Here is an 865-nt window from a genome sequence, read left to right as displayed (position 1 = left end):
TTAGCGGTCGGAGTCGGGTAGTTTACTCGGAGATGCTGCTGTTGCCCTCCAATTCTGCTGATTTGTCCGACCGGCTCTCCAACCCCGTTCGCGCAAGCGGGCCAGACGCCTCAGGCTCTGCCGCCTAGCACCCCCAGCTTCGGTTGCTGCTTTTGCTGTTCAAATCCCCATGGCAGAACCCCAACGGCTACAGAAGCTCTTGGCTCAGCAGGGATTGGCCTCGCGTCGCCAGGTGGAAGCCTGGATCCTGGCCGGGCGCGTTCGGGTCAATGGGAAGGTGGTCACTGAGCTGGGCTCCAAAGCCGACCCAGAGCGGGATTGCATCGAGGTGAATGGGCAAGTGATCCCTTTGGCCAAGGATCCGGCGCGCCATGTTTTGCTCCTGCACAAGCCGGTGGGGGTTTTGTCAACCTGTGCAGATCCTTGGGGACGCAAGACGGTGTTGGATCTGCTCCCCCCACTCTGGAAACGGCAAACCCGCCTCTACCCGGTGGGCCGGCTGGATGCGGACAGCAGTGGCGCTTTGCTGCTCACCAATGATGGCGACTTGACCTTGAAGCTGACCCATCCGCGCTATCATCTGCCCAAAACCTACCGGGTACAGGTACAAGGGCATCCGAGTCAGGCCACTCTGCAACATTGGCGAGACGGAGTAGACTTAGAGGGGTACACCACTCTGCCGGCGGAGGTGGAGTTTTGTCCTGCCCCGGATTTCCGGCAAAGGGAGCATCCCAATTGCTCCTGGCTGAGGGTGGTGTTGTTTGAGGGACGCAACCGGCAAATTCGGCGGGTGGCGGAGCGTCTTGGGCATCCGGTGCTCAGCTTACATCGGGAAGCCATTGGCCCACTGGGCTTGGGCAACCTG

At 60.8% G+C, this 865-nt stretch carries 1 protein-coding gene; it reads left to right on the top strand.

The annotated features are described in order from the left end of the window. Positions 1-169: 169 nt before the first annotated feature. The coding region (locus NW815_RS08840; protein WP_414415916.1) for a pseudouridine synthase at positions 170-865 on the top strand (696 nt) is incomplete at its 3' end.

Origin of the sequence: Synechococcus sp. R6-7 (assembly GCF_047461695.1) — a bacterium.
GTDB lineage: Bacteria > Cyanobacteriota > Cyanobacteriia > Thermostichales > Thermostichaceae > Thermostichus.
Note: the sequence above shows the minus strand (reverse complement) of the source record. Positions and strands in the feature narration are given on the sequence as shown.